The 20,421-nt window shown below is 70.8% G+C and carries 19 protein-coding genes; 7 read left to right on the plus strand and 12 right to left on the minus strand.

Annotated elements, in window-relative coordinates; translation table 11 throughout:
• Nucleotides 1–72: 72 nt before the first annotated feature.
• Both Q9R33_RS02235 and Q9R33_RS02240 read right to left on the minus strand, forming a co-directional pair.
• A complete protein-coding gene (locus Q9R33_RS02235; protein WP_311292716.1) occupies nt 73–1,260 on the minus strand; it encodes an SseB family protein in 1,188 nt (395 codons plus the stop codon).
• 45 nt (nt 1,261–1,305) lie between these two features.
• Nucleotides 1,306–1,722 (minus strand): hypothetical protein, encoded by a 417-nt coding sequence (locus Q9R33_RS02240; RefSeq protein WP_311292717.1) that lies wholly within the window; start codon nt 1,720–1,722, stop codon nt 1,306–1,308.
• 79 nt (nt 1,723–1,801) lie between these two features.
• On the opposite strand from Q9R33_RS02240, the gene Q9R33_RS02245 reads away from it, so the two are divergent.
• Nucleotides 1,802–2,416 (plus strand): MerR family transcriptional regulator, encoded by a 615-nt coding sequence (locus tag Q9R33_RS02245; protein ID WP_311292718.1) that lies wholly within the window; start codon nt 1,802–1,804, stop codon nt 2,414–2,416.
• 7 nt (nt 2,417–2,423) lie between these two features.
• Here the strand turns inward: Q9R33_RS02245 and Q9R33_RS02250 are convergent, their stop codons facing one another.
• On the minus strand, nt 2,424–4,883 hold the full coding sequence (locus Q9R33_RS02250; protein ID WP_056370888.1) for an ATP-dependent helicase: 2,460 nt from the start codon (nt 4,881–4,883) through the stop codon (nt 2,424–2,426).
• 79 nt (nt 4,884–4,962) lie between these two features.
• Complete coding sequence (locus Q9R33_RS02255; RefSeq protein ID WP_311292719.1) at nt 4,963–5,844, minus strand: CHAD domain-containing protein; 882 nt, start codon at nt 5,842–5,844, stop codon at nt 4,963–4,965.
• Nucleotides 5,845–6,042: 198 nt separating this feature from the next.
• Here Q9R33_RS02255 and Q9R33_RS02260 point away from each other — a divergent pair, with 198 nt between their 5' ends.
• Together Q9R33_RS02260 and Q9R33_RS02265 are read left to right on the plus strand one after the other, a co-directional pair.
• Entirely contained in the window at nt 6,043–6,432 is a 390-nt protein-coding gene (locus Q9R33_RS02260) for a YccF domain-containing protein (protein ID WP_056371560.1), read from the plus strand.
• A gap of 8 nt (nt 6,433–6,440) precedes the next feature.
• On the plus strand, nt 6,441–7,130 hold the full coding sequence (locus Q9R33_RS02265) for a GntR family transcriptional regulator (protein WP_311292720.1): 690 nt from the start codon (nt 6,441–6,443) through the stop codon (nt 7,128–7,130).
• 74 nt (nt 7,131–7,204) lie between these two features.
• On the opposite strand, the gene Q9R33_RS02270 is transcribed toward Q9R33_RS02265, so the two are convergent.
• Together Q9R33_RS02270 and Q9R33_RS02275 are read right to left on the minus strand one after the other, a co-directional pair.
• Entirely contained in the window at nt 7,205–7,885 is a 681-nt protein-coding gene (locus tag Q9R33_RS02270) for a response regulator transcription factor (protein ID WP_056370892.1), read from the minus strand.
• Nucleotides 7,878–9,233 carry a PspC domain-containing protein gene (locus Q9R33_RS02275; RefSeq protein WP_311292721.1) on the minus strand — a complete coding sequence of 452 codons (1,356 nt, stop codon included), beginning with the start codon at nt 9,231–9,233 and terminating at the stop codon, nt 7,878–7,880. The genes Q9R33_RS02270 and Q9R33_RS02275 overlap by 8 nt, the downstream gene beginning before the upstream one ends.
• A 115-nt stretch (nt 9,234–9,348) precedes the next feature.
• On the opposite strand from Q9R33_RS02275, the gene Q9R33_RS02280 reads away from it, so the two are divergent.
• Nucleotides 9,349–10,968, plus strand: coding sequence for a PspC domain-containing protein (locus tag Q9R33_RS02280; protein WP_311292722.1), 1,620 nt, complete (start codon nt 9,349–9,351; stop codon nt 10,966–10,968).
• Nucleotides 10,965–11,327 carry a hypothetical protein gene (locus tag Q9R33_RS02285; RefSeq protein ID WP_235560260.1) on the plus strand — a complete coding sequence of 121 codons (363 nt, stop codon included), beginning with the start codon at nt 10,965–10,967 and terminating at the stop codon, nt 11,325–11,327. The genes Q9R33_RS02280 and Q9R33_RS02285 overlap by 4 nt, the downstream gene beginning before the upstream one ends.
• 154 nt (nt 11,328–11,481) lie before the next feature.
• Here Q9R33_RS02285 and Q9R33_RS02290 read toward each other — a convergent pair whose 3' ends face one another.
• The 3 genes from Q9R33_RS02290 to Q9R33_RS02300 form a co-directional block, all read right to left on the minus strand.
• Nucleotides 11,482–12,000: a hypothetical protein gene (locus tag Q9R33_RS02290; RefSeq protein WP_310247453.1), complete on the minus strand. Its 519-nt coding sequence runs from the start codon at nt 11,998–12,000 to the stop codon at nt 11,482–11,484.
• Nucleotides 12,001–12,094: 94 nt separating this feature from the next.
• Entirely contained in the window at nt 12,095–15,127 is a 3,033-nt protein-coding gene (locus tag Q9R33_RS02295; RefSeq protein ID WP_311292723.1) for a hypothetical protein, read from the minus strand.
• Between the two features lie 15 nt (nt 15,128–15,142).
• Nucleotides 15,143–15,892 (minus strand): EAL domain-containing protein, encoded by a 750-nt coding sequence (locus Q9R33_RS02300; protein WP_311292724.1) that lies wholly within the window; start codon nt 15,890–15,892, stop codon nt 15,143–15,145.
• 224 nt (nt 15,893–16,116) lie between these two features.
• On the opposite strand from Q9R33_RS02300, the gene Q9R33_RS02305 reads away from it, so the two are divergent.
• On the plus strand, nt 16,117–16,395 hold the full coding sequence (locus Q9R33_RS02305; RefSeq protein ID WP_056370902.1) for a hypothetical protein: 279 nt from the start codon (nt 16,117–16,119) through the stop codon (nt 16,393–16,395).
• Nucleotides 16,396–16,402: 7 nt separating this feature from the next.
• Here the strand turns inward: Q9R33_RS02305 and Q9R33_RS02310 are convergent, their stop codons facing one another.
• On the minus strand, nt 16,403–16,843 hold the full coding sequence (locus Q9R33_RS02310; protein WP_311292725.1) for a helix-turn-helix domain-containing protein: 441 nt from the start codon (nt 16,841–16,843) through the stop codon (nt 16,403–16,405).
• Between the two features lie 235 nt (nt 16,844–17,078).
• On the opposite strand from Q9R33_RS02310, the gene Q9R33_RS02315 reads away from it, so the two are divergent.
• Nucleotides 17,079–18,425 carry a diguanylate cyclase gene (locus tag Q9R33_RS02315; RefSeq protein ID WP_311292727.1) on the plus strand — a complete coding sequence of 449 codons (1,347 nt, stop codon included), beginning with the start codon at nt 17,079–17,081 and terminating at the stop codon, nt 18,423–18,425.
• Nucleotides 18,426–18,537: 112 nt separating this feature from the next.
• Here Q9R33_RS02315 and Q9R33_RS02320 read toward each other — a convergent pair whose 3' ends face one another.
• Both Q9R33_RS02320 and Q9R33_RS02325 read right to left on the minus strand, forming a co-directional pair.
• The gene (locus Q9R33_RS02320) at nt 18,538–19,344 is read right to left on the minus strand and encodes an ABC transporter permease (protein WP_235560261.1); all 807 of its coding nucleotides are present in this window, start codon (nt 19,342–19,344) and stop codon (nt 18,538–18,540) included.
• Nucleotides 19,341–20,399: an ATP-binding cassette domain-containing protein gene (locus Q9R33_RS02325; RefSeq protein WP_311292728.1), complete on the minus strand. Its 1,059-nt coding sequence runs from the start codon at nt 20,397–20,399 to the stop codon at nt 19,341–19,343. The genes Q9R33_RS02320 and Q9R33_RS02325 overlap by 4 nt, the downstream gene beginning before the upstream one ends.
• Nucleotides 20,400–20,421: the final 22 nt, after the last annotated feature.

The raw sequence follows: 20,421 nt of genomic DNA on the forward strand, positions 1-20,421 counted from the left end.
GCTAGCGGGGAGCGCGACATTCGTCACCCCGCTCACCGCGGAAGCGGCGACCGTCCCGCCCAGCGGGAACCCTCAGTCGGCGAGAGCGAGCACCGGTGCGAGGTCCTCGCGGCTGAGCCGGATCCACGGCCCCGCGGGGTCGACCACCACACCGGTGATCCCGTCGTCGCTGCGCAGCGCCTTCGCGAGCTGCGCGCCGGTGATCGGACCGGCGTTGTCGCCACGGCCCATGACGGCGATCTCGAGCGGGTGCGAGTACACCTCGAGGAAGCGACGCCCCTCCGCGTCTCGCCCCTCCGCCAGGCCGGGCGCGCCGTTCTCCGCGACCCCCACCGCCACCCAGAGGGGGGCGCGGGTGAGAGCCTCGGCCACCTTGCCGTTCATCTCGGGGGTGCGCTCCGCCGCGAGCAGGGTCTTCACGGTCAGCTGCGGATCGGCCTGCTCGACGGCCCGTTCGAGCAGCTCCTTCGGCAGCACGGCGCGGGATGGCGCGGACGCGGGATCGATGATGATCCCGTCGTAGGCACTGGCGAACACGTGCCGCAGCACCGTGAGCACGGGCTGACCCATCGCCGAGGTCTCGACGTCGCCGTCGGCCTTGACGCTCGCCTGAAGTGCGGCGCCGCTCGAGTACACCAGGGCGAACGTGCGCTCCCCGGAGTTCGCGATCGCGAGCGGCAGACCCTTCCCTTCGGCGAGGAGCGCCCGGGCGTCGCCCTTGACCCGCAGGAACAGGTGCCCCTGCATCAGCTGCCGCGCGACATCGAGCAGCGCCTGGGAGGCCGGGGCGTCGCCGATCCGCCCGAGCGCGGCGCGCAGCAGCACATTGTCGCGCAGCCCCGGCACCGTCTCGATCTGCTCGGGCGCCGTGCGCATCCACTCCCGCACACCCATGCGCGGCTGCGGTCCCGGAGGGACGGTCTCGCCGACCTGCGGCTCGCGCGGCTCGGCCGGCTGAACCGGCTGAGACGCCGCGGGAGACACCCCGAGCCCGCCGAACGACGAGACGGAGATGGACACCGTCCCCACGCCTTCTGCACTCTCCGCCGGCGCGTCGGGCGCTGTGGCTGACTCCGCCGCCGGGGCGGCGGCATCCGTCTCGGAAACGGGCGCATCCGTTGCCGGAGCCTCCGCGGCGACGGAAGGAGCGGCCGCCAAGTCGGATGCGAGTTCGGCCGCGACGCCCTCAGCCTGTGCGGGCTCGGGGGAGGTCGACGGCTGCTCGGCGGGCTTCTTCGGACGGCGCGAGAACAAGGCCATTGTGCGAGCCTAACCCGCCCGCGCCGGGCGCCGACGCCGCGAACCTCACCCCAGCGCGGACACCCCGGCGGCGATCACTCCGACACCGACGGCGAGAAGGGATGCTGCGAGCACGACGACTCCGGCCCACAGGAGCGCGATCGCGCGCCCGGGGCGCTGAGGGTCGCGTCCCAGCACCGACAGGAAGAACCCGCCGGGAATGAGGAGCGCGCTCGCCAGCACGCCGACCGATGCCCACTGCCACGGCATCGGGACGCCGACCGCGGACACCAGGAGGAGGCTCACGAGCCCCAGGATCACGAGCACGCCGGCGTGCGCGTGCCCCGCGCGGAAGAAGGTCTTCTGCAGCCCGTTGAAGGGCAGACCGCGCGTCGCGATCCGCAGCAGGAAGGTGCCGCCCGACATGATGCCGATGACGGTGAGGATCGTCGCGCCGGCGACGATCGTGAGGATCGGGTCCATCGTGGCCTCCGTTGGATAGTATCGCTCTCCAATATTGGATAGCTATAGTATCCAATGTCAACACCAAAGGGGCCGCATCATGAAGATCTCGGAGCTGTCGGAGCGCAGCGGGGTTCCCGTGGCCACCGTGAAGTTCTACATCCGCGAGGGCATGCTCCCCCGGGGCGAGGCGCTCTCCACGACGCGCGCGGAGTACGGCGAGGAGCACCTCTCTCGCCTCACACTCATCGGCGCGCTGGCCGATGTGCGCGGACTCCCCCTGTCTCGTGTGCGCGACATCCTCGCGTTGATCGACGCCCCCGACGACGACCCGATCGCGACCCTGGGGCGTGCGGTGGGCGCCCTCCCGCCGTACGTCGAGTCCGACCGCGACGACTACCCCCGCGCGCGAGAGGCGATCGGCGAACTCGGCCTCACCTACGACCCCGATTTCACCGCGGTTCCCCAGCTCGACGAGGCGCTGCGGGCGCTGGAAGCGGCGGGATTGGATGCCTCTCCCGCCGTGCTCCGCCGCTACAGCGACGCGATGCGCCAGGTCGCGGCCGAAGAGCTCGCCCCGATGGCCGGCATGCCGCGCGCCGAGGCGGTGCCCTACGCGGTGCTCGGCACCGCGCTCTACGAGCCGGTGATGCTCGCCCTCCGCCGCCTGGCCCACCACCACCTGCTGGTCGAGGACGGGGCGCCCGGCGGCTGAGCCCGCGTCAGAGCTTGGAGATCGGGGCGATCTTGATCAGCAGCTTCTTCGGGCCGGCCGAGTCGAATCGCACGTGGGCGACGCGCTTCGCGCCTTCGCCCGTGACGGCGTCGACGCGGCCCTCACCGAAGTCGTCGTGACGGATGCGGTCGCCGGGCGCCAGCTCGAGGTCGCCGTTGTCGCGCACCTTGGCGGGGATCTTGTTCGCGAACCGCTCGAGGTTGCCCGATGGCTCGCGCCGCGCCAGCGGCACCAGGTCATCGCCGTAGCGCCGACTGCCCGAACCGCCGAAGCCGGAGCCCGACCCCGAACCTCGCCGCGCGTTCAGTGCGCGGGACTGTGTGCCGCCACGCGAGTTGACGTCGCCCGGCGACTGGCGCCAGTGCAGCAGCTCGGCCGGGATCTCCTGCAGGAACCGGCTCGGCATCGCCACCGTCACCTCGCCGAACTGCGCACGGGTCATCGCGAGCGAGAGGTACAGACGCTTGCGCGCCCGCGTGATGCCGACGTAGAACAGCCGGCGCTCCTCCTGCGGACCGCCGGGCTCCCCCGCCGAGATGCGGTGCGGGATGAGGTCCTCTTCGACACCCGTGACGAACACGGCGTCGTACTCGAGGCCCTTCGCCGTGTGCATCGTCATGAGCGACACCGAGCCCGAGGCGTCCTCGAGGTCGTCGGCATCCGACACGAGAGCCACCTCGGTCAGGAAGTCGAGCAGCGTGCCCTCGGGGTTGTTGCGCGCGAACTCGCGCGCAACGGCCACCATCTCGTCGAGGTTCTCGATGCGCGCCTCGTCCTGCGCGTCCTTGCTGGCGCGCAGCGCGTCGTAGTAGCCGCTCTTGTTCAGCAGCAGCGTCAGACCCTCGGCGACCGCGGTCGGCGGGGCGAGCTCGCCCGTCGTCGGAAGCATGATCTCGGATGCCTCGGCCAGCACCGCGTCGAGATGCGCGATGGCCGCCTGGATCTTGGGCCCGACGCCCAGCGCCGACGAGTTCGCAAGCGCGTCGCGGAACGTGATCTGCTGGTCGGCCGCGTACCGCGAGATCGTCTCGATCGTCACGTCGCCGATGCCGCGGCGCGGGCGGTTGATGATGCGGCGCATCGCCATCTCGTCGGCCGGGTTGGCGACCGCGACGAGGTACGCCAGGGCGTCCTTGATCTCGGCGCGCTCGTAGAACTTGGTGCCGCCCATGATCTTGTAGGGCAGCGCCGAGCGGATGAAGATCTCTTCCAGCGCACGGGACTGCGAGTTGGTGCGGTAGAACACCGCGACCTGCGAGTAGTCCACGCCGGCCCGGCGCAGGGCCTCGATCTCGTCGGCGACGAACTGCGCCTCGTCGTGCTGCGAGTAGCCCGTGAAGCCGACGATCTGCTCACCTTCGCCGACGTCGGTCCACAGCTTCTTGTCTTTGCGGTCGAAGTTGTGGCTGATGACGGCGTTCGCGGCCGACAGGATGTTCTGCGTCGACCGGTAGTTCTGCTCGAGCAGCACCACCTTGGCGCCCGGATAGTCCTTCTCGAACTCGCTGATGTTGCGGATGTCGGCGCCGCGGAACGCGTAGATCGACTGGTCGGAGTCACCGACGACGGTGAGCGACGCACCCTCTTCGGCGGCCGGCTCGGGCTCGAAGATCATCATGCCGCCGGATCCGGCGAGGGGTGCAGCATCCGATCCCGGCGGACGCGTCAGCTCGTGGATCAGAGCGTACTGCGCGTGGTTGGTGTCCTGGTACTCGTCGACCAGCACGTGCCGGAAGCGACGCCGATAGACGTCGGCGACCTGCGGGAACGCGCGGAACAGGAACACCGTCTGCCCGATGAGGTCGTCGAAGTCGAACGCGTTCGCCTTCTGCAGCTCACGCTGGTAGGCGCCGAACAGCTCGACGAACACGCGCTCGGCAGGATCGCTCATGTTGGCCGTGCGGGCGTAGGACTCAGCATCCGCCAGCTCGTTCTTGAGCCGTGAGATCTTCGACTGCGTGGCCGCGGGAGTGAGGCCGAACGCGTCGGCCTCGTGCTCCTTGACGAGGCGCTTGATGAGCGCGCGCGAGTCGCCCGAGTCGTAGATCGTGAACGACTTGGTGAAGCCGAACTGCTCGGCCTCGCGCCGGAGGATCCGCACGCACGCCGAGTGGAAGGTCGAGATCCACATGCCGCGCGACGAGTCGCCCACGAGCTGCTCGACGCGCTCGCGCATCTCGCCGGCGGCCTTGTTGGTGAAGGTGATCGCCAGGATCTGACTCGGCCACGCCTCGCGGCCGCGCAGCAGCGACGCGATGCGCCGCGTCAGCACGCTGGTCTTGCCCGAGCCCGCGCCGGCCACGATGAGCAGTGCCTGCCCGCGGTACGTCACGGCCTCCCGCTGCTGCGGGTTGAGCCCTTCGAGCAGGTCCTCGTCGGGTCGTGCGCCGGGGGCCTGAGGGCCGATGTCTCTGCCGACGATGATGGGGGTGCTGGCGTCCGTCATTGCCTGTCAAGTCTAGGCGCGCACGCCGACACCCACACCGCCGCGGGTCCCGACGGGTGGAGCGGACGAATGCCGCGCCTCACGGCAGCCGAGATGCCGCCGCCTTCAGGAGCTTCAGCGCCGGCGGCACCTCCTTCAGCCGCTCCTCGGCCTCGTCGCGCAGCAGGTCGGCGATCGTCTCGTAGGCGTCGGACGGCTCGCCCGCCCGGCCCGCGAGCGCGCCTTCGTGGGACACCCGGCGCGCGAGCAGCATCGCGTCGCGGTGCGCGCCGAGCGCGTCATGCAGGTCGTCGCCGGCATCCGCGATGGCTTCGGCCTGCGGGGGGAACAGGTCGGGCGCCACGTCCGCGATCGCCTCTGCGACATACCGCGTGCGGCGTGCGGCCTTGCGCAGCTCGTGGTACGCCTCGTCCGAGCCGTCGAGTCGGCCCTCGGCCTTCTCCACACGCCGCGCCTGCTTTGCGAGCACGGTGGCGAGCACGGCGGCTGCGGGGCGATCCGGCTCGACGACGACCGCCGGGTCGACGAACTCCCGCAGCATCCGCGCGCGCTCCTCCGCCCGCGGCGAGCGCGCGAGCTCCACGAGTCGCTCGTGCGCAGCGGGGTAGGCCTCGCGCTGGCTCTGGACGAGCCGATGCACGACCGCCGGGTCGTCGATCCCGGCGCGCTCCAACAGCTGCTCCGCGACGTCAGCGCGCACTTCGATGTCGCGCACGACGCCGAGTTCGCGGCCCCACTCGGCGTAGGCGACCCGCACCCGCTCGGCAGCCCGCGCGTCGAGCGCCTCGCGAAACCCCCCGAGCACACTGCGCAGACGCCGCACCCGCACGCGGTGCTGATGCACCCCGTCGGGCTCGTCGGCCAGGGCTGCGGCGGCGCTCTGCTCGACCTCGGCCGCCGCGCGGCGCAGGATCTCCCCGAGCACGTCCCCGACGGTGGGGCTCTCCCGCGACCTGCGCATCCCCCGAGCCTAGGGACGCACCACGCGGCGGGGAAGATCGGCGACCAGCGGAGGAGATGTGGCCGCCGGAGGGCCCGGGGCGCAGCATCCGTCCTCCGCTCCTCACATCCCCTCCGCCCGAATCACCCGCGTGGCCGGTGGAAGACTCGGGGGCTGGCCGGGGAGAGCTTTCAGGCGCGAATGGGCAAGATGGACCTCATGCGCACCCTCCTCAACATCATCTGGCTCGTGCTGTCGGGCTTCTGGATGTTCCTCGGCTACATGCTGGCGGGGGTGGTGCTGTGCATCCTGATCCTCACCATCCCGTGGGGCGTCGCCTCGTTCCGCATCGGCCTCTACGCCCTCTGGCCGTTCGGCCGGACCATCGTCGACAAGCCGACGTCGGGGGTCGGCTCGTTCCTCGGCAACGTCGTCTGGGTGATCCTCGCCGGCTGGTGGCTGGCGATCGGTCACATCATCACCGGCATTGCGCTGTGCATCACGATCATCGGCATTCCGCTGGGCGTCGCGAGCTTCAAGCTCGTCCCGATCTCGCTCATGCCCCTCGGCAAGGTCATCGTCGACAGCCGCACGCTGCAGCCGGTCTGAGTCTGCCCGTGACTGCCCAGCCCTCATCCGCCGGCACGGCGGCCGACGCCACGATCGGCGCGACGCATCAACCGCTGCGCGAACGCGTGCGGGATCTCCTTCGCGACCGGATCGTGCGCGGCGATTTCGTGCCCGGCGACCGCCTCGTCGAGCGGGTGCTCGCTGAAGAGATGGGTGTCTCGCGCGTCCCGGTCCGTGAAGCGCTCACCCTCCTCAAGGGCGAGGGCTTCGTGCAGGAGGTGCCGCGTCGCGGCGTCATCGTCACGGTGCTGGCGAAGGAGGACGTCGACGATCTCTTCGACGTGCGCGTCGCCCTCGATGTGCAGTGCGCGCGCCTCGCGAGCGCGCGGGCGACGGATGCGGAGATCCAGGCGCTCGCCGCCATCGCCGACGAAGCCGACGCCGCACTCGCGCGGGGCGACCTCGCTGCGATCGCCGAGCTGAACCAGGCCTTCCACGACGCCCTTCCGCGCATGGCGCACAACCGCATCCTGGCGTCGACCCTCGAGCCGCTCGAGGGCCGGCTCCACTGGGTGCTCCGCCAGAACCGGTCACCCGAGATCCTGCTCGCCGAGCATCGGGAGCTGGTCGAGGCCCTCGCGAAGCGCGACGCCGACGGGGCTGCGGATGTCGCGCTGCGCCATGTGGACACGAGCCGCGCCCTCTGCCACGAGATCATGTTCGGCGACGAGGACTGAAACGGCGGCCGTGGCGGTCTCCACCGAGCCTCCGGCCGCGTGGACCGGGCCGCGGGCACGCAGCATCCATCTCCTCACAGCAGCCGGCGCGCCGAGGCCCAGGCCGTCAACTCGTACCGTGACGAGAGCTGCAGCTTGCGCAGGACTGCGGAGACGTGCGATTCGACGGTCTTCATGGAGATGAAGAGCTCGGCCGCCACCTCTTTGTAGGCGTAGCCGCGGGCGATGAGGCGCATCACCTCCTGCTCGCGCGACGAGAGGCGGTCGAGTTCGTCGTTGGTCGTCGCGGTCTCGCCGACGGCGGCACCGAAGGCATCGAGCACGAACCCCGCGAGGCGCGGCGAGAACACGGCGTCGCCGTCGGCGACCGCGTGCACGGCTCGACTGACCTCCGCACCTGACGAGCCCTTCGTGATGTAGCCGCGGGCACCGGCGCGGATGACCCGGACCACGTCCTCCGCGGCATCCGACACGCTCAGCGCCAGGAAGCGCGTCGCGGGAACGGCCGGCGCGGCGCCTCGGATGACCGCCTCCCCGCCGGCGGCGTCAGGACCCGACGCCGCGCCGGCGCCCACCGGCAGGTGCACGTCGAGCAGCACGACGTCGGGCGCGGTGGCCTCGATGATCGCGATCGCAGATGCGGCGTCGGCCGCCTCGCCGACGACCTCGACCGACGCGTCGAGGTCGGCACGCAGACCCGAGCGGAAGATCGAGTGGTCGTCGACGATCACGACCCGCACGGTGCGCTCAGCCACGGCTCCCCTCCCGGGAGTATGCAGGCCCGGTGTCGGGCGAGGGGGTCGTGGAGAACCGCAGGTGCACCTCGGTGCCGCCGCCGGCTCCCCGCCGGATGGTCGCCGAGCCGCCCGCGCGGCGCATGCGGCCGAGGATGGATTGACGGATGCCGAGCCTGTCGTCCGGGATGTCGTCGAGGTCGAACCCGGGGCCGCGGTCGCGCACGTACACGTCGACGGCGTTCGCGTTGCCCTCGATGTAGACCGACACGTCGCCGCCGGCGTGGCGGGCGGCGTTCAGCATCGCCTCGCGTGAGGCCGCCGCGACCTCGCCGCTCGCGCGCTCGGCCGGAAGTCCCGCTGAGACGACGTCGATGCGCACCGGGTAATCGAGCTCGAGGGCGGCGGCGTAGTCGCGCAGGTCGGTCGGCAGGTCGCTGTCGGCGGGGGCGTCGCCGTCGTAGAGCCAGGCACGCAGCTCGCGCTCCTGGGCGCGGGCGAGGCGTGAGACCTCGCTCGATGCACCCGCGCGATTCTGGATCAGGGCAAGTGTCTGCAGCACTGAGTCGTGCAGGTGCGCAGCCATCTCGGCGCGCTGCTCCTCGCGAATGCGCCGCACGCGCTCCCCCGAGAGCTCGCGCCAGCGGTCCACGAGGATCGACGAGTACACGAGCAGGATGCCCGCGATGGGCACCAGCGCGATCACGAACCCCGCGACGCCGGTCTGCCGCAGGGCCGAGAGCTGCGTGACCAGCAGCAGGATCAGGGCCACGGTCACCACGATGCGCACGACGTTCTCGTGCCGCGGGCCGCGCGCGGGGTCGCGCCGATCGACGAGCGTCGCCCAGGCGCCGGCCGCGACCGCGAGCGCCGTCGCGAGGACCACGCCTCCCACCCATCCGGGCAGCGACGTCCCTCCGACGCCGTTCGCCCCGAACAGGGCGATCGCAGCCATCGTCACCAGCGCGACCGCGATCGCGGCCCCGGTGAGCAGCCAGGCCACGGGCACCCGACGTGTCGGCACGTCGTGCGCGCGTGCGGCCTCGGTGGCAGCATCCGTCTTCCAGGCGCTCGTCGCGTCGCCCGCGCCGGCTGTGCCCGGAGCGGCCCCGGGAGGCCGCGGGTCGTCCCACGGCACGAACACCCACAGCCACGCGTACAGCAGCGCGCCGGCACCCCACACGGCGGTCAGCACGACGAACGCTGTGCGCAGGAGCCACAGCGGCCAGCCCAGATGGCGGGCGAGACCCGCCGAGACTCCGGAGACGGCACAGTCACGCGGACGACGCAGCGGCGGGCGGCCCGGAGGTGTCGGCGCCGGCCGCACCACGTCTGCGACGGCGGGCGTCGGAGTCGTGGAGGAGGGCATGCCGACCATCCAATCATCGTGCCCGACCCCGAGCCACGATGCAGAGCGGAGATCAGGGACGCGTCAGGGGATCACCCCATAGCGAGCCCCTCACGGTGGCCGCCAGGGTGGATGCATGACCGACACGACCTCCGCTCCCCCCACCGATCCGGGACCGCCGCCGACCGCCCCTCCGGGGCTGCCGACCGGCACGGACCGGTTCTTCTCGTGGGTGGAGGGCCTCGGCATCGTCCGCGCAGACGGGTGGCTCGGCGGCGTGTGCGGCGGCCTCGCGGCGCGCCTGCGGATCGACCCGATCATCGTGCGCGGCATCTTCGTCGTGGTGGCGCTCTTCGGGTTCCCGGCGCTGCTCGTCTACGCGATCGCGTGGGCGCTGCTTCCCGACACGAGCGGGCGCATCCACCTGCGCGAGCTCTTCCACGGCCGCTACGACGCCGCGATGACCGGCGTCTTCATCCTCGCCGTCGTCGGGTTCGTCCCCGTCGTGCCGTGGCTGCGCAACATCCTGATGTGGCCGCTGTGGGCGCTCACCGGGTTCGCGCCGTGGGCCTGGGACGGCTCGGGCATCTGGGACCTCGGCTCTCCGTTCGGCGGCATCGGCGTGATCCTCGCCCTCGCGGTCATCGGCACGGCCGTCTACTTCATCGTCCGGGCGGCTCAGGCCGGCCGCCCCTCGCGGGCGGGCGCGCCGATGGCTTCCGCGCCGCCCGCCCCGGTCGCGTCGCATTCGGGTCTCGACGCGGCCTCTCCTCTCGCGGCCGACGCCGCGGGCATCGCGGATCCGGCCGGGCGGGCGCCGGCCGGATCCGCGACAGGATCGGAGACGGTCCCCGCTCCCACTCCCGACGCCGCCGATGTCGCGGCGGCGGACTGGCGCGCCGATTGGCGCGCGAGCCAGGAAGAGTGGCGGGTGCAGAACGACGCGTGGCGTCGCAGTCAGCAGGACGCCGCCCGCGCCGCCCGCGAACAGGCCCGGCGTGAACGACACGCGCACGGCGCCGCGTACGCCGCCGAGGCCGAGGAGCGTCGCCGCGTGCGCCGTGCGACCCGCCCGCGCACGAGCTTCGTGTTCGTCGTCACGGCCCTGGGTGCCGCGATCGTCGCCGGAGCACTGACCGTGCTGATCACCCTGGGCGACCCGGCGCTGGCCGGCTTCGCGGCCGCCATCGGCATCCTGTCCGCCGCGATCGTCGTGAGCCTCGCGATGGTGGTCGCCGGCATCGCGCGTCGCCGCAGCGGCTTCCTCACCGCGGTCGCGATCGTGCTGGTGACCATCGGCGTCGTGACGGCCATCGCCTCGGGCCCGCGCAGTTTCGTGCTCGGCAACGTGGGTCTGGGCACGAGCACCGTTCCCACCACGATCGTGCAGCCCTTCGGCAGCACGGACATCACGGTGCTGCCCCTCTCGGAGGACGAGAACGTCGACGCCGGCACCATCACGATCCGCAAGAGCACCGGCGTCACCTACATCACGGTGAACCCGGGCACCGCCGTGGAGATCGAGGCGCGGCTGGGCGCCGGCCGAGTGGAGGTGCAGCGCCTCGACCCGCGGTCGAACTCCGTCGAGGACGTGCCCGTCACCTTGCGCCCCGGAGAAGAGGGGACGTCGGAGTGGTCGTGGTCCACCCGCAACACCGCCGCCGACGCCGACGCTGCCACCCGTCAGAAGATCGTGCTGGAGCAGGGGCTCGGCTCCGTCTACGTGACCGTCTATGAGCCGGAGGAAGAGCGATGACCGACACGAACCCCACCCTCGACCTGACGCAGTCCCTGGTGTTCGCCCCATCCGCCGGGACGCCTGACCAGCAGCCCGTCACCGGCGCTGCGGCTGATGCGGCGCCGCGCACGCGCTGGGCGGCGATCATCTGGGGTCTGGTCTTCGCGGTGATCTCCGCGACGGCACTGTGGGTCACCGTCGACGCGGGCCGTCGCGACGCCGTGGCGGACTGGGTCGTCTCCCTCTCCCCGCCCGCGATCGTCGCGTACCTCTTGCTCGCCGCGGGCGCGATCGCGCTCGTGGGCGGCCTGGTCGGCATCGCCCGTCGCCTGCAGCGCGGGCCGCGCAGCGCAGCGACCGCTCCCCCGACCGCTTGACTGCTCACCTGTCACGAAGCGCCGACTCACCCGGCGATTCGTGACAGGTGAGCGGCCTGAGCGCCCGCGAACGCGAACGCGCCGTGCGCCCGAAGGCACACGGCGCGAACGCGGTGGATCAGGCGCCGGCCGTGGGGCGGCCGACGCCTGACGATCACTCGGCGACGAGGCTGCTGCAGCCCTCGTCGCCCGAGCCGACGCAGACCACGAGGGTCTCGGCGTCGACGAGGTCCTCGGGAACCTGGAAGCTCCACACGAACGTGTAGGACTTCTCGGGCGTCATCGGCACCTCGACGGAGCGCTGCGAGACCGCGTCGGCCGAGAACGACTCGTCCGTCGTCGAGCGCAGGACGGGCGCCACATCGACGTCGGACTGGCCCTTCTCCGACACCCACTGGGCGACGTTGACGGTGACCCACTGGTTGCCCTCGGCGGGCTCGTCGAGCGTGGCGGCGGCGCTCTCGTCGGGGACGATGCTGCTCCACACCTCGAGCTCGGTGCCGTCGGCGCCGACGCGCTCACCGGCGGCGGCGGGCTCGGTGACCGAGGAGGTCACGACGGAGTCAGCGGCCGACGAGGACGTCGGCTCGGGGCTGGCGGTGGACGCGCAGCCGGCGAGCAGAAGGCCGGAGACGGCGACGATGGACAGGAGTGCTGTGCTTCGTGAGCGCATGGTGAATACCTCTTCGAATTGTTTCGGGGATGTTTCTAAAGTACTCCCCCGAAACGTGTGGTCCGACCACGCGCGGACCGTGCACTCCCCCGTTTCAGGAGGGACCGGATGCTGCCCCCCGCTGCCGTCGCCACGGCACCGCGAGCAGCAGGCCGACGACGAGCAGCGCGCCGCCGAACGCGGCGGCCGCCCACGGGGTCACGGAGGGGATCTCGAGGTACGTGGTGATGCCGAGGATGCGGGCGAGACCCCAGGGCAGCAGACCCATCTCGTCGTTCCAGAGCGTGAGCGCGGTCTCGAGGCCGATCGCCCCGACGGCCACCGCGGGCACGAGCAGTCCCGCGCCGGCCGCGGCGAGCACGTATCCGGTCGCACGCCGTGCGCGCACCTGCGCCGACAGCGCCCAGCCGGCGGCGACGAACACCCAGACGAACAGCGCGAACGCGATGCTGATGTAGACCGTGCGCAGCAGCGGATCGGTCCAGAACGCGAACCAGTACCCTCCCGGGCCCGTGAACGAGAGGGCGAACAGCGTCACGATGCAGCGCAGCACCACGACCCCGCCGACGGCGGCGATGACCGGCCACGGCGAGCGCTCCCAGACGAAGAGGCGCAGCACGAGGGCGAACACGACCCAGGCGCCGACGATGACGGCGAGGTGCGTCCACGACAGGAACGACGTCTGCACGGCGCGCGTCGCGACGAGCAGCCCCGCCGGCACGATCAGCAGCAGCCACCGGTCGAGCTCGAGCATGCCGAGGGTGGACTCGCGCGCCCGCCACGGCCGCGTCGACGCGATCCACGTCGCGCGCGCCGCCGCAGCGCCGGGCTTCGCGACCAGCCTCGTGCGTGCGGCGAGCATGCCGATCACGACCCAGGCCAGAGCGAGCACGAGCAGCACCCGGGCGACCCACGCCATGGGCTCGTCGCGCATCGCGCGCTCGACGCCGAGCTGCGCGGCGGTGAGGTTGAAGGCGGGGTAGTCGAGGTTGCCCTCGTACTTCGCGAGGTGCTGGGCCGCGCGCTCCTCGTACGCGACGCGGTCGGAATCCCACTGCGCATGCGCCTCGGGCGAGAGCGTGTCGTGCCACTGACCCTGATGCAGGATCATCGCGCGATACGACTCGAGCAGCCGGAGGGTGTCGAGCTCGTAGTCCAGCGTGTCGAGGAACGCGGCCCGCATCTCGGGCGAGCGCCAGGTCGCGGCATCCGTCTCCGAAACGAGCTCGCGCATCTGCTCGACCGCCACGACCGCCTCGGCGCCGTCGCCGATCGCCGCCTCGACGCCGTCGGCCCCGCTGTCCCGCACGATCGAATACAGCACGTCGAGCACGGCAGAGTCGCCGGTGAGTATGTCCCACTCGAAGATCCACATCATGGGCGGCGGTTCGAGACCGATCGCGAACACGCGCTGCTCGGCGAACTGCGGCACGTACATGCCCTGCGCGATCGCGTCGCGGGAGTGCGTCATCGCCGCGACGATCGCCTCGACCGTGGCGGGGTCTTCGGAGAAGTACTCCCGAGCCCACGCCGCGGTGATGCCGGCGACGTCGGCCTCGGGATTCTGAGCGAGGGATGCTGCGAGCTGCGTGTTCAGCTCGTACAGCTGCCAGAACCCCGACTTCAGGTACAGGCTCATGGGTCCGGCGCGCCACGGACCGCCGTCCTGGGTCCAGACCCAGATGCCCTCGACCTGGTCGTTCGCGGCGAGCAGCTGCTGCAGCGCCCACTGATACTGCGGTCCGAGGTCGTTGGGGAACGCACCGAAGTTCTCGAACTCGCGCCGGCTCTGGAACTCGACGATGCGCCGCTGCGAGCCCTGCTCGAGCGTGTCGTTGAGGGGCAGCCACGTGTAGAAGTCGCCGAGCGTGTACTTCGTCGACACGATGAGTGCCGGCGAGTCGATGCCACCGAGCACAGCCTCGTACGACTCCGCGTTCGTGTGCATGTCGCCGACGGCGCCGACACCCACCGACCACGTGCGGAAGATCACTTCGCGATCGGATGCCTCGGCCTGCGCCGTGAACGCCTCGAGCATCGTGCGCACGGCGTCGACCGACGTCACCTCGAGCGCGGAGTAGTAGTCCCAGCCGCCGACGTCGTAGACCGGACCCGCCTCGCCGATGCGGATGAGCACGCCGTCGAGCGCGGGCACCGCGTCGTACAGCTCGTCGAGGCCGGCGGTGTAGACGTTCCAGAGCTCGGGGTTCTCGGTGTCGAGCGAGCCGAACTCGTCGGCGAGGTACTGCTCGAGCGGACCGGTGAGCGCGAGCATGTCGGTGCGCAGGAACACCTTCATGCCCAGCTCGTCGGCGCGTTCCCAGAAGGGCGCGTACGCGTCGCGCAGGGCGAGGGCCTTGTCGCGATGGTCGTCACCGTCGGCGTAGACCGGGCCGTCGGGCGCCCCGTCGAACGTGACGTACTCGACGAACCCGGGGAACGCGACGGCGTTGAACCCGTTCGCGAGGGAGTGCCGCAGGAAAGCGTCGAAGTCGTCGAACGCGGCGGCGAGTGCGGTCTGGTCGACATACGGCGGCTCGGGCTGCATGACCGCGGCGAACGCCTTCGACGCGTGCGAGTAGTCGTCGCCGGACTCCCACTCGGCCGGATCCGGGATCACGCCGACCGCGCCGAGGTCGGTCATGCGCAGAGGCAGCCGCGACGCCTCATGGTCGCCGACGAGGTCGGTGAGCGGCGCCGCGGCGCGGACCTGGGTGCTGAGGTCGTAGATGCCGCGCGTGACGCCGTCTTCGCTTCCGGCGCGGACGAGCAGCGCGGCGGCATCCCCCTCGATGGCGTACGCGTCGTCGGTCGCGACGAGGGTCGGGTCGATCCGCACCGTGAGCACGGCTTCGCCGGAGGTTCCGGATGCTGCGGTCACAGCATCCGTCAACTCCTCCAGCGCGACCGACACGCGCTCCGTCTCGGGGGCGTCGAACGTGAACGAAGGCGGGAGGACCGGGTCGGCGACCGCGGGCACGACAGGGGCTTGCGGCTCCATCTGGGCCGAGGGCTCGGTGCGGATTCCGAGGGCGTCTCCGACGGCGAACGCGACGCCGGCGCCGAGCGCCAGCAGGATGATCGCGGTGACGACAGCGAGGATGCCTCGCCGTCGCGCCGTCGTCATCCCTTGATCCTAGATCTACGGGAACGTGATCTCTTCGTGCGGCTGCCGGATGAGGAACCCCTGCGCGCGATCGCACCCCAGCTCCACGGCGATGTCGAGATGGGTGAGGGTCTCTATCCCCTCCGCCACCACACGCAGCCCCTGTTCATGGGCGACCCCTACCCGATCGCGCAGCGATGCCGGCGCGGGCCGCTCGGCGGCCCGCACCAGGTGGCCCGGCAGCTTCACCTCGGCGACCGGCAGGCCCCGCAGAAGGTCGGGCGACGGGGGCTCGTCACCGAAACCTGCCAGCGAGAACTCCACACCGATGTCGCGAAGCATGTGCAGCTGCGACAGCACTGCACCATCGTCGACCGGCGGCAGATCGTGGGGAAGCTCGAACACGAGTGAACCGGGAGCGAGCGCACGTCGCTGGAACTCGCCGGCGACGTGTTCCGCAAAGGATTCGTCCTCGAACTGCACCGGCGACACGTTGACGGAGACGGCCCAGTCACGGCCCGTCTCCCGCCATCCGGCGAGCGTGCCGAGACATTCGTCGAGCATCCGCCGTCCGAGCGCATGGATCACCCCGGTGCGCTCGGCGACACCGATCATCGTCACCGGATCGATGTCGCCCAGGCGCGGATGCCGCCAGCGGCAGAGCGCTTCGGCGGCCACGATCGACCCGCTCTCCAGCGACACCTGCGGCTGGTAGACGGCGAAGATCTCAGCGCCGCCGACGGCGGCGGCCAGATCATCCTCGAGGTCTCCGGGGGTGGTGTGCATCCCTCAAGTCAGCCCTGCGCGGCAGCGCCGCCGCAAGCTGACGCGCACGGCACGACGATCGGCTAAAGTCCGCCCTGCCGCGCTCCTGGTCGGAGTGTCGATGAAGGATCCCTGGATACCTATACTTTTCTCGTCGCAGAGGTAGCAGGAGGATCGCGATGGCGTTTCGGAATCGGGAGACATTGGAGTCTTGGCTCGCCGAGTATCGCGCGCAGGGAAAGCCCATGGCGGACGCTGCACGCGTCACGGTGCAGGACGGCGACGGCGGCGCGAACACCGGCCTCGTGGTCTTCCAGCTCGGTCACGCTCCGACCGGCGTCTTCATCCAGCCTGCGACGCCGGACGCCACCGCATGGGTCGCGACCATGGAGCCGCGTGAAGAGAACCTCGTCCTCGATGCATCCGGGGTGCTCCAACTGTCGGCAGAGCTGGCCGCCGTCTCCGAACTGTGTGCGTTCCTCGAGGCGAAGTCGCTCGCGTATCAGGGCACCGACGTCGCCTGACTGCGAGTCATCGCCGCGCCCCCACTGCCGCCGCGGTCAGGGCCTCGAGGAGGACTGTCGAGTTCTCGACCATCGTCGGATCCGCAGCATCGACGGCGACGTCGAAGTCGTCGTCGAATCGGTTGAGGGCTGACCAGGGGTCCTCGGCGATGTCGATCGTGGCGGTGATGCGGTTCACGCGCCTGTCGTCCGGGTCGACATCACGCCGCACGAGAGACCGGCTGACCAGTCGATCGATCAATGTCGTCACCCCGGCCGACGTGATGCCGAGATACTCACGCAGCGCCGTCGGCCGCGTCCCCGGATTGCCGACCACGAACAGCAACGCGCGGGCGTCCATATCGCTGATGCCCAGACTGGCGCGCGCCGTCACCAGTGCCGCGTTGCGCGCATCGATGTACCGGCGCAACGCCACACCGAGGGTCAGCGCCGGTGTGTCGTTCGCCATGCCGTCATTCTCTCTCAGCCGCGTGGGGATCAGAATAGCTCAGATCCACAAATATTTTAGATATTTACCTAAGTCTTCGAAGCATCGACTAGACTGAACCCACCCGCTGAGGCGACGTCACTCGTCGTTCCCAAGACCCGCCGCCTCGACACAGAAGCCAGGAGGCCACCGTGACCCACGGAGTTGCCCCGACCGAATGCCCCGATCCGACCAGCCCGCACGCCACGAGCCAGCCGTGCTAGGTCTCGCGATCTGCGGGCTGATCACCGTCGACCGTCAGTCGACGATTCTCGATGCCAACGCGCAAGTGCTGAAGTGGCTGGGCTCCGACGGTGAGGACGTCATCGGAAAGCCGCTCGAAGCTCTGCTCACTCTGCGCATGCCGCTCGCGGAGGAGGGCGGTATGCGCCCGACGGATGCCACTCTCCATGGTGTCTCAGGGGTCGTCCGCCCGGTGGTGGTCGGATCCCTCGGTGAGGACGAGAGCGGTGCGGAGCGCATCGCCGTCTACGACGTGTCGCCCCGGTCATCCTTCAATCTGGGGTTCCAGGGTGCGGAGGCGAAGACGGAACGCGGCCGGCAGCGACTGCAGATCCTCCTCAACGCGGCGGTCGGCTTCGGCAATGTGAGAACCGAGACCGATGCGGCAGAACTCCTGGTGGACGTGGCGCAGCGGGCGTTCGCCGCGAGCGCGGTGAGCGTGCACATCGGCGGGCCCGACGGGCTGATCCAGGTCGCCGGGGTGAATCCGCTCGCCGCCTATTGGCCCGCAGGCCTCCGTCCGGCCGGGACGACGACCTTCCTCGGCGGCCAGGTGCTGATCGTGCGCTCCCCCGAGCATGCGGACTCCTTCGTACCTGGGGTCGGCATGAGCGACATCTATCGCGCGGGCGGCGTGCACGCGGCGATCGCCTCGCCGATGCGGTCCCACGGGGACGCGGTCGGTGCCATGGTCTGCTTCTTCGACCACCCGCGCGAGTTCGACGAAGAAGCCGTTCCGCTCGCCGAGGCGCTGTCGAATCAGGCGGCCCAGGCGATCGCGCGGATCCGCCTGGAAGACACGCTGCGCCGCGCAGCGATGCACGACGAGGTGACCGGACTGCCGAACCGGCGACTGATCGAGGAGGACGTCACGCGCACGCTCTTCCAGGACTACTCCGCACTCACCGTGATCTTCATCGATCTCGACGGATTCAAGGCCGTGAACGACCTGCTCGGTCACGCCGCCGGTGACGCCCTCCTCCGAGAGATCGGGCAGCGGTTGCGCGGGGTCATCCGCGAGTCGGATGTGCTCGGGCGGTTCGGTGGAGACGAGTTCATCGCGGTCGCCGCGGTGGACAGCGTCGGCGACGCCGCAGCGCTGGCCGATCGCATCCGCGCCGCGATCGCCGAGCCCTACGACGATCTGCCCCCCGCGCTGTCCATCACGGCGAGCGTCGGCGTGGTGACGGTGGGCAACGACGGCGCCCCGGTCATGGACCAGCTCATCCGCGCCGCGGACCACGCCATGTACGAGGCGAAGATGGCCGGCGGGGACCGCGTCGCCGTCGCCCGCACCGCCTCGACTCCGGTCCTCCAGTAAGCCCGGCTGCCGACGCCGATCCCCGCTCGCTGAGCGAGCGAAGCGCGTCGAAACGCAGAGACGAAACGCCTCGGACCGGCGAGCAGCGCCGGCCCGAGGCATCCGTCCCGCGTCAGCTGCTCTTGCGCATCGCGCGGATCCCGACGGCCAGCCCGACCACCGCGAGCAGGATCGCCGCGACCCAGCCCCACAGCACCTCGATCGCGCCGAGGTCGCCGGCGAACAGCGCGCGTTCGGCCTGAACGACCCAGTTCACCGGGTTCACCGTCGAGACCGCGCGCATCCAGGCCGGCCCCTCGTCGAGCGGCAGGAGCATGCCCGACAGGATCAGCAGCGGGAAGATCAGCGTCTGCTGCACGCCCCAGAAGAGCCACTCGCGGTCCTTGGTCTTGAGCGCGAGCGTGTACGACAGCGACCCCAGCCCCACGCCGAACACCGCGAGCAGCGCGAGCCCGATCACGAGTCCGGGCACGTTGATCGTGAAGCCGAACGGCCACGCGATGAGCACGATGATCAGCGCCTGCACGACGATCGGCGCGATCTCCTTGAGCGCACGGCCGACCAGCAGCGACGATCGCGCGAGCGGCGCGACCAGCGTGCGCTCGTGCGAGCCCGTCATCATCTCGTACTGCAGGTTCGACCCGGTCGCGCCGGTGCCGAACAGCACGATCATCACAAGCACGCCGGGCACGAACCACTGCAGGGTCTCGCCCACCGGCGCGCCCGACGAGCCGACGAGCAGCGGCGCGAACAGCCCGAGGAACACCAGCGGCTGCACCAGGCTGAAAATCAGCGTGAACGGGTCGCGCACGACCGGCTTCAGCTCGCGCGTCAGCACGTTCCACGTGTCGCGCGCCGGGTTCGCCCGCACCGCGGTGTCGGGCCGGGCCTCGATCCGAGTCTGCATCTGGTCGGTCATCGCTTCGCTCCTGTCGTCTCGGTCACCTGTTCGGCGGTTCCGGATGCCTCGGCGGACGCCTCCGCGTTCTCGTCGGGTTCGCCCTCGCCTTCGCCGGCCTCGCGCAGCGTGCGGCCGGTGAGCGCCAGGAACACGTCGTCGAGCGTCGGAGGCACACCGGTCGCGGTCCGCACCATGAGACCGGCCGCGTCGAGCGCGCGCACCGCGGCGGGCAGCAGCGCGTCGCCCTCCGGCACGGTGAGGACGACGGATGCGTCGACCCGCCGCACCTCGCGCTCGGTGAGCCGCTGCACCACGGCGACGGCGGCCGCAGCATCCGTCTCGCCCCTGAAGCCGAACGTGAGCACGTCGCCCGCGAGCTCCGCCTTCAGTCGCGCCGCGGTGTCGTCGGCGATCACGCGCCCCCTGTCCATGACCATGACGCGCTCGGCGTAGCGGTCGGCCTCCTCGAGGTAGTGCGTCGTGAGGAAGACCGTCGTTCCGTACTGCGCGCGCAGATCGATGATGTGCTGCCAGAGGTTGGCGCGGCTCTGCGGGTCGAGTCCGGTCGACGGCTCGTCGAGGAACAGCAGCGGCGGCGCGTGCATGAGGCCGAGGGCGACGTCGAGTCGGCGCTTCTGGCCGCCCGACAGCTGCTGCACCGACCGGGTCGCGAAGCCGGCGAGGTCGAGGGACTCGATGAGCTCGTCGGCCCGCGCGCGGGCCGCGGCCTTCGACATGCCATAGAACGCGCCCTGACTCAGCAGCTCGTCGCGGGCGCGCTGCGAGAAGCTGCCGCTCGTGAGCTGGCCGACGTAGCCGATGCGGGCGCGCACCTCGGCGGGCTGCTTCAGGATGTCGAACCCGACGACCCGCGCTGTGCCCGATGTCGGGGAGATGAGGGTCGTGAGCATACGCAGGCTGGTCGATTTGCCGGCGCCGTTGGGTCCGAGGAATGCGACGAGCTCGCCGCGCGACACCTCGAACGCGAGCTCGGTGACGGCCTCGACGGTCTTGCCTTTCACAGTGAAGCGCTTGGTCAAACCTTGCGCTTGGATGATCGATTCGTTCGCCATGTCCCCAAGCTAGGAGCGGATG

The sequence above is a fragment of the Microbacterium sp. PRC9 genome (assembly GCF_031844125.1).
Lineage (GTDB): Bacteria > Actinomycetota > Actinomycetes > Actinomycetales > Microbacteriaceae > Microbacterium.

What these genes read in the sequence shown, in the direction of transcription:
- Q9R33_RS02235 (WP_311292716.1), bottom strand. Translation starts at nt 1,260, where the DNA reads ATGGCCTTGTTCTCGCGCCGTCCGAAGAAGCCCGCCGAGCAGCCGTCG.
- Q9R33_RS02240 (WP_311292717.1), bottom strand. Translation starts at nt 1,722, where the DNA reads ATGGACCCGATCCTCACGATCGTCGCCGGCGCGACGATCCTCACCGTC.
- Q9R33_RS02245 (WP_311292718.1), top strand. Translation starts at nt 1,802, where the DNA reads ATGAAGATCTCGGAGCTGTCGGAGCGCAGCGGGGTTCCCGTGGCCACC.
- Q9R33_RS02250 (WP_056370888.1), bottom strand. Translation starts at nt 4,883, where the DNA reads ATGACGGACGCCAGCACCCCCATCATCGTCGGCAGAGACATCGGCCCT.
- Q9R33_RS02255 (WP_311292719.1), bottom strand. Translation starts at nt 5,844, where the DNA reads ATGCGCAGGTCGCGGGAGAGCCCCACCGTCGGGGACGTGCTCGGGGAG.
- Q9R33_RS02260 (WP_056371560.1), top strand. Translation starts at nt 6,043, where the DNA reads ATGCGCACCCTCCTCAACATCATCTGGCTCGTGCTGTCGGGCTTCTGG.
- Q9R33_RS02275 (WP_311292721.1), bottom strand. Translation starts at nt 9,233, where the DNA reads ATGCCCTCCTCCACGACTCCGACGCCCGCCGTCGCAGACGTGGTGCGG.
- Q9R33_RS02280 (WP_311292722.1), top strand. Translation starts at nt 9,349, where the DNA reads ATGACCGACACGACCTCCGCTCCCCCCACCGATCCGGGACCGCCGCCG.
- Q9R33_RS02285 (WP_235560260.1), top strand. Translation starts at nt 10,965, where the DNA reads ATGACCGACACGAACCCCACCCTCGACCTGACGCAGTCCCTGGTGTTC.
- Q9R33_RS02290 (WP_310247453.1), bottom strand. Translation starts at nt 12,000, where the DNA reads ATGCGCTCACGAAGCACAGCACTCCTGTCCATCGTCGCCGTCTCCGGC.
- Q9R33_RS02295 (WP_311292723.1), bottom strand. Translation starts at nt 15,127, where the DNA reads ATGACGACGGCGCGACGGCGAGGCATCCTCGCTGTCGTCACCGCGATC.
- Q9R33_RS02300 (WP_311292724.1), bottom strand. Translation starts at nt 15,892, where the DNA reads ATGCACACCACCCCCGGAGACCTCGAGGATGATCTGGCCGCCGCCGTC.
- Q9R33_RS02305 (WP_056370902.1), top strand. Translation starts at nt 16,117, where the DNA reads ATGGCGGACGCTGCACGCGTCACGGTGCAGGACGGCGACGGCGGCGCG.
- Q9R33_RS02310 (WP_311292725.1), bottom strand. Translation starts at nt 16,843, where the DNA reads ATGGCGAACGACACACCGGCGCTGACCCTCGGTGTGGCGTTGCGCCGG.
- Q9R33_RS02320 (WP_235560261.1), bottom strand. Translation starts at nt 19,344, where the DNA reads ATGACCGACCAGATGCAGACTCGGATCGAGGCCCGGCCCGACACCGCG.
- Q9R33_RS02325 (WP_311292728.1), bottom strand. Translation starts at nt 20,399, where the DNA reads ATGGCGAACGAATCGATCATCCAAGCGCAAGGTTTGACCAAGCGCTTC.